The 6720-nt window shown below is 47.6% G+C and carries 4 protein-coding genes; 1 reads left to right on the forward strand and 3 read right to left on the reverse strand.

Annotation, left to right across the window (positions count from 1 at the left end; genetic code table 11):
• Positions 1-724: ATP-binding cassette domain-containing protein (locus JF818_RS03150; RefSeq protein ID WP_198890531.1), on the reverse strand; the 724-nt coding region annotated here is incomplete at its 3' end.
• Positions 725-805: 81 nt separating this feature from the next.
• A complete protein-coding gene (locus tag JF818_RS03155) occupies positions 806-1882 on the reverse strand; it encodes a substrate-binding domain-containing protein (RefSeq protein WP_198890532.1) in 1077 nt (358 codons plus the stop codon).
• A gap of 406 nt (positions 1883-2288) precedes the next feature.
• Between JF818_RS03155 and JF818_RS03160 the strand changes: the two genes are divergently transcribed.
• Positions 2289-5753 carry an SNF2-related protein gene (locus JF818_RS03160; RefSeq protein ID WP_198890533.1) on the forward strand — a complete coding sequence of 1155 codons (3465 nt, stop codon included), beginning with the start codon at positions 2289-2291 and terminating at the stop codon, positions 5751-5753.
• A gap of 32 nt (positions 5754-5785) precedes the next feature.
• Here JF818_RS03160 and JF818_RS03165 read toward each other — a convergent pair.
• Positions 5786-6720, reverse strand: a 935-nt coding sequence (locus JF818_RS03165; RefSeq protein WP_198890534.1) for a rhamnulokinase family protein, incomplete at its 5' end; no start/stop codon positions are given.

Consider the following 6720-nt stretch of genomic DNA (forward strand, 5'->3'; position numbering starts at 1 on the left):
GCAAGTTCGTCGGCACCGTCAAATGTTTATAAAAGCCAGCTGCTAAATCATAACTTCCGATCATCTGGCCATCACGCATGACACTCACTTCATCAGCTATGGTAAAAATTTCTTCCATCTTATGGGAGATATAGATAACTGCTACATTCTGCTCCCTCAGTTGGTTGATGATCTTGAAGAGGTGCTTGACCTCGTTATCCGTAAGTGAGCTGGTAGGTTCATCCATGACAACCACTGAGGCATTGTAACTGACCGCCTTGGCGATCTCACAGGTCTGCTGCATGGAGATGGATAGAGAACCGATGCGAACCTCTGGTTTCACATTGATCTCCAGGTCCTTGAGCAGATGCCTGGTATCCTCATTCATTTTCTTGTGATCGATCAAACCAAACTTGTTCAGTGGCTCACGGCCAAGGAACAGATTCTCTGCTACCGAGCGCTCAGGAACATTGCTGAGCTCCTGGTGAATCATCGACACTCCCTGGTTGAGCGCATCATGGGAGTCCTTGAATCGGTGCTCCTTTCCATTGAGTTTGATAATCCCACTATCTTCCTGGTAAATACCGAACAAACACTTCATCAACGTCGATTTGCCTGCACCATTCTCGCCCATCAAGGCGTGTACTGTTCCTGGCTTTACCCGGAGCGTTACTCCATCGAGGGCTTTCACACCAGGGAAGGTTTTGGTAATTCCTTCCATTTCCAGGGCAAATGTTGTGTCCATCTGTCTTCCTCTTCCCATATTTTGCAATCGTCGTTCATAAAGTGTCTCCTACTGCTGATGGCAGCAGGAGACAATCTTGTCTTACATCAAGTCCTTGTAATTCTCTTTGGTGATCGGCTTGAAAGGAACCAGGTAGCACTGGGAAATGACAGCTGGGTCATTTGCAGGTGCTTCACTGATGATTTCCTTAGCGGGCTCGATTCCCCAAGCGGTTACTCCCTGTGCAGTGCCTTTGGTGGCCATTGCAAGTGCAAGCTCGAATGCGGTGCTGCTCTGTCCAACTGAGTCCTGCAGAACGGTAGCATACAACTTGTCCTGATCCATGGAGTTCAGTGCATCGGCAGTTGCATCGATACCGAGAACAGGGACGCTCAGGATGGTACCATCGCTGGCATCGTTGTCAACCAAACCGTTGGTAACCAAGGATTCAACTGCACCAAGAGCCATGCCGTCGTTCTGTGCAACCACGAGGTTGAACTTGCCACGGTGTGCTGCAAGCCAGGTGTCCATCTTTTCCTGAGCCTTGTCTGGAGTCCAGTCAGCAGTGTCCTTCGCAACGAAGTTCACGGTATAACCAAGGCTTTCGAGGGTATCGACAAAACCAGCTTCGCGACTGATCTGAGCAGGGTGGCCAAGCTGTCCCTGCAAGTACAGGATATTCAACTCTTTACCAGGAGCCTTGTCAGGATACTGAGTGAAGTAGTCGTCAACAATCTGTGCCTGGTACTGACCAGCAACCAACTCAGGTGAGGAAGCAAGGTAGAAATCCTTACCTACCTTCAAAGCATCAACAGAAGGCTGGATGTTGGAGAAGGCAGCGCCACCACCAACAGCCTGGATCTGCTGTGCCATCTGCTCAGTTACACTGGTGTCCTGAGGAATGATCACAAAATACTTGTATCCCTGGGTGATCAAGGTGTTGAGCTGGTCGAGCTGACGAGCCACGTCACCCTGCGCATCCTGCAGGTTCAATTCAACGCCGTTCTCTTCTGCAAGCTTGCGAAGATTGTCAGCATAGTCCTTAACAAACTGTTCGTTCAGATTTCTGATAAGAGCACCGATCTTTACCGTATCATCGGCTGCTTCTTTTCCGCCCTGTGCGAAAAGACCAGTACAGACAAGTGCCAGTACCAACAAAATAGCTACAGTCTTCTTCATAAAAACTCCTTTTGAGTAATTCCAGGATTCGCCTCCTGGCAAGCGTGATATTCACAATAGGCATCCATCGCTGATGGACAACCCCTATTGCCTGTGTCTTATGTATCTTCACATCGGAAAATCCATTTGTCAATGAAAAAATGTAAACGTTTACAGGTTTTTCTACTTTGTATAGCTTATAGTATGTTTTTAAGTATATTTATACACCTATAGCTAAGTGTAAACCTTTACAATCCACCCGATGTGAACGAATGATTCATTGAAATTGGCTGGTATGTTTCCTTGCAATATCGATATATTTGGATTGGTACAGAGTATTTATCCTGCTCTCTTTTTGTATGGAGCAGTATCAAATTCCCAAGAAAATTGGTGGAATTTTTTACATGATTACTGCATAGTAATAACCATGGCATACACTGAATACGGAAATACTTGGTGGGGCGATCGATGGCTCGACTCCCTTACACAAATCGACTACTCAAACAGGCTCCCCAGAGGGAAGCGATATGCTCGTAATGGCTCGGTTCGTTCCATTACAATCGACAGAGGTAATGTAACCGCACGGGTGCAAGGAACAAGAGCTACTCCCTATAAGGTAAGCGTTGGAATCAGCCAATATACGAAAGCAGACAACAAGAGACTGATCGATCTTATCAGGGAGAATCCATATTATCTGGGAAGCCTGCAAACTGGAGAACTCCCCCCAGAACTTGAACAAGAGTGTATGGATATCGGTATTAAGTTGTTCCCGCAATCATGGAAGGATTTGGGGATGCAGTGCAGCTGCCCTGACTGGGCCGTTCCCTGCAAGCACTTGGCTGCAGTCATCTACATGATTGCCAATGAGATTGACAAGGACCCTTTTCTCATTTTCCGCCTCCATGGCCTGGATGTACAGTCATTGTTTTTGGGTTCCGGGGGTTCTATCGGGGATCAGATACCAACCTTGGATTCTCTTACCCTAAGCACTTGGAAGGGTAGCTCAACTGAATTGGGTGAGCTGGACCTACAGTTGATCCCAGACATGAAACCTGTTCTGGAACGTGTCCTTACGGAGAATCCGCTCTTTTCCCCTCAACATGACTTCAAGCGAGACTATCTCTCATATATTTCAAACCTTGCAAAACAGACCACAAAGTTTGTCAATCAGCTGGAGATTTCCCAACAGATTCCGAGCATCCTCTATGATGAGTGTAAGATCAACTACCAGGGACAAACGATGCAAGGAGTTTTCAAACAGGGAAAAAACAAGCTTGCCTTTTCATCACAAGAGATGGATGGGTGTCTCTCCTATCTCCAATCCTTTCCCATTGGTTCAACAGAGGACTACCCTCCAGTCCTTTCACTCCTGCTCTTTGCACACAACTTTACGCTTCGACTTCTGCAGACCCATGGTGCCATCCCCAGACTGTTGGATCTTGGCAAAGACCAATACATCCTTCACTGGATTCCTGCCTATTTCAATCCTGAGATCAAGGCCATAACAGATTCCCTCGCAGCTAGGTTGCAGGATAAGGATCTAGTCTTCATTGATTCAGAACCAGCAGACAAGCTCCAACAAATCTTTCTCATGGTGTCATTATTTGTCCGCTCCTATAGCGACCTATTAGTGGATGCTGCAAATATCCCAGAAACTGACGAGCATGCATTGTTCTTTGCAGGAACACCCTATAAAATCAGGACCCTTGCTCAGAGAGGGAATCCCCTTGCCATCCATCACTGGCTTGGAAGACTAATGCTCACCACCGGATCTCATCGTCCCGTCCTTTGGATGAAGGAAACAGCAAAGGATACCTTCCAGTGTACCATCCAAGTCAAAGAGGCGGATGAGGATCCGATTGACCTCTCGTCATTTCTTTCAGAAAACACAGAGACGGCTGCAATTCTTCAGGATCTCAGTTATCTGGGAACCTACTTCAATCCCATCCAGAAAGCATTGATGGCACGAGGTAGTACTACAGTTACTGGTGATGAATTTCTCGATGCTTGGTTCAATGCCCTCCCAGCTTTGAAAGCACTTGGGGTCAGTATGATCATCCCCAGAAGCTTGCAAAAAACGCTCTCTCCACGTGTTTCTGTTCGCATGAGTACCTCCAGTGGAGGATCTGCTGAGAGTTTTCTTGCCTTACGGGATCTCTTGGATGTTTCATGGACTATTGTTTTGGGAGAGGATTCAATCGATCCAGAAACGTTGCAATCCATGTTGGAACAAGGGAGAAAGTATGTTGCTTTCAAGGATCAATATGTATTGCTCGATGAAAAAGAGATTGGAAGAATCAATCGTAGACTGGAGAAAGCCATCAAACTCTCCCCTCTCGACCTCCTGAAAGCGCATCTGTTGGGCACCTATGAGGAGCAGCCGGTGATGATGGAAAAAGGTGTACAGGAACTATTCAGCTCCCTCTTACAGATTACACCCACACCAGTACCATCTGAAGTCAATGCTTCATTGCGACCCTATCAGGAGCGAGGATTTCAGTGGTTGATGCACAACCATGCAATCGGATTGGGTTCACTCTTGGCTGATGATATGGGGTTAGGCAAGACAATACAGGTCATTACATTCTTGGTCGCCCTGAAAAACAAGAACATCATCACACAGAAAAAACCAGTGTTGATTGTTGTTCCAGCCTCTCTGATGACTAACTGGGAACATGAGATATCGCGCTTTGCCCCTTCTCTCTCAACCTTTGTGTATCATGGGCAAAACCGACAGCTTGAGAAGGAAAGCGACTGCATCATTACCACCTATGCTACAGTGAGAAGAGATATTGAACTCTTACAGAAAACTCGTTTCTCGGTGACCATCCTTGATGAGGCACAGGCAATCAAGAATAGGGACTCAGCCCAAGCAAAGTCTGTCAGCAAGCTGAAGAGCGACCACTCCATCGCCATGACCGGCACACCAGTGGAAAACCGAATGCTTGACTACTGGAGCATCATAGATTGTGTCATGAAGGGATACCTGGGCAATCAGACAAGCTTCAAGACCCATTTTGCCATTCCCATTGAGCGGTATCATGATCAATCTGCCTTGAAGGCATTCCGCTCCCTTACAAAGCCATTGATGCTTCGTCGAGTCAAAACTGATACCTCAATTATCAACGACCTACCAGAGAAGCTGGTACTTGAAAGATACGCAAATCTATCCTTGGAGCAAAAAGTGCTATACAAGGGAATTGTGGAGCAGACAGAGAAAACCCTGCAAGGTGCTGATGGAATTGAAAAAAAGGGTGCGGTATTCAAGTTGATGACAGCCCTCAAACAGGTCTGTTGCCACCCTGCCCTTTACTGCGACACCAGTAATAAGGAATCAGGGAATTCCGGAAAAACTACCCTCTTGATGGACCTGCTTGAGTCAATTCATCAGAGAAATGAGAAAGTGTTGGTTTTCACCCAATATGCCCAAATGGGGTTCCTGCTTCAAGAGTTGTTGAAAGAATCATTTTCACTGGAGGCTCCCTTCCTACATGGCGGCTCTACCAGGGCACAGCGCGATGCAATGGTGAAGCAATTCCAATCTGATCCTGAATGCTGGCTGATGCTTCTCTCAATTCGGGCAGGCGGAACTGGGCTGAACCTTACATCAGCAAGCCATGTGATTCACTATGATCTATGGTGGAATCCAGCTGTGGAGAACCAAGCAACTGACCGCGCGTTCAGGATCGGGCAAGACAAACAGGTAACTGTCCACCGGCTTATCACAGAAGGGACCTTTGAGGAACGCATCAACGATATGCTCACTTCCAAAAAAGATTTGGCTGACAGTGTTGTATCGGCAGGGGAGAATTGGATAACAGAGCTCTCAACTGAACAGCTGAAGGAACTCATAGAATTAAGGGAGAGCCATACTGAGACAGCCCCCCGTTAAGGAAGGGCTGGCTTTGTCTGATGCTCTTTGTGTTACGGTTTGAAGATCTTAACCTTCTGCTCCCGCTTGATCCGGTCACGTCCCTCTTGCAGGCTTTCCAGTTCACCGGTAGCCCAGGCCTGGACAACCAAGTTACCCAATGCTGTTGCTTCCACCGGTCCTGCGTATACAGGAAGACCGGTTTCAGTGGCTGCCCACTGGTCGAGAATCTCGTTTTTACAGCCTCCACCAATGATGTGCAGAGCTGTAAATTTTTTGCCAATCACTGATTCAAGGTCGCTGATTGCCTTCGCATAGGCTTTGGCAAGTCCTCGATAGATGGCAACCATGTACTCACCATGGCTGGAAGGAGCGGGAAAATCATGCTCCCTGCACCAGGCATCAATCCTGTCAGTCATCAGATTGTCATGGCTATTGGGCTTGAGGAACCGGGTATCAGCTGGATCGATGTATCCTTGATAGTCCGTGCAGCGAAGAGTTTCCTCATCAAGCTCTTTCCACTTGATCTCCTGCCCTTCCCTTTCCCAGTGCCTCACACACTCCTGTTGTCTCCACATCCCCATGATATTCTTGAGGAATCGGATACCACCGCTTGCAGCCACCTCATTGGTAAAGCCACTCTCCATCGAAGCTTGGTCAGTCCGTGGTTCAGAGAGCTCAACTCCCAGAAGTGACCAGGTACCACTGGAGATGTACAGTGGTGTCGCCCCTGCCTCAGCAGGAACAGCAGCGACTGCACTCGCAGTATCATGAGCAGCGCTTGCAATTACGACCACCTCGGAGGATGACCCCACTTCGTGGGCAACATCTGTGGTCAAGCTTCCCAATACAGTACCGCTGTCAACAATCTCCCCGAACAAGGAACGCTCAAAACCCATGTCATCGATAAGGTCCCATGCCCATGTTTTTTGCTTTGGATCATACAACTGCGTAGTTGAAGCGTGGGTACGTTCATTCTTCATGATAC

It is taken from the genome of Sphaerochaeta sp. S2 (genome assembly GCF_016406725.1).
Lineage (GTDB): Bacteria > Spirochaetota > Spirochaetia > Sphaerochaetales > Sphaerochaetaceae > Sphaerochaeta.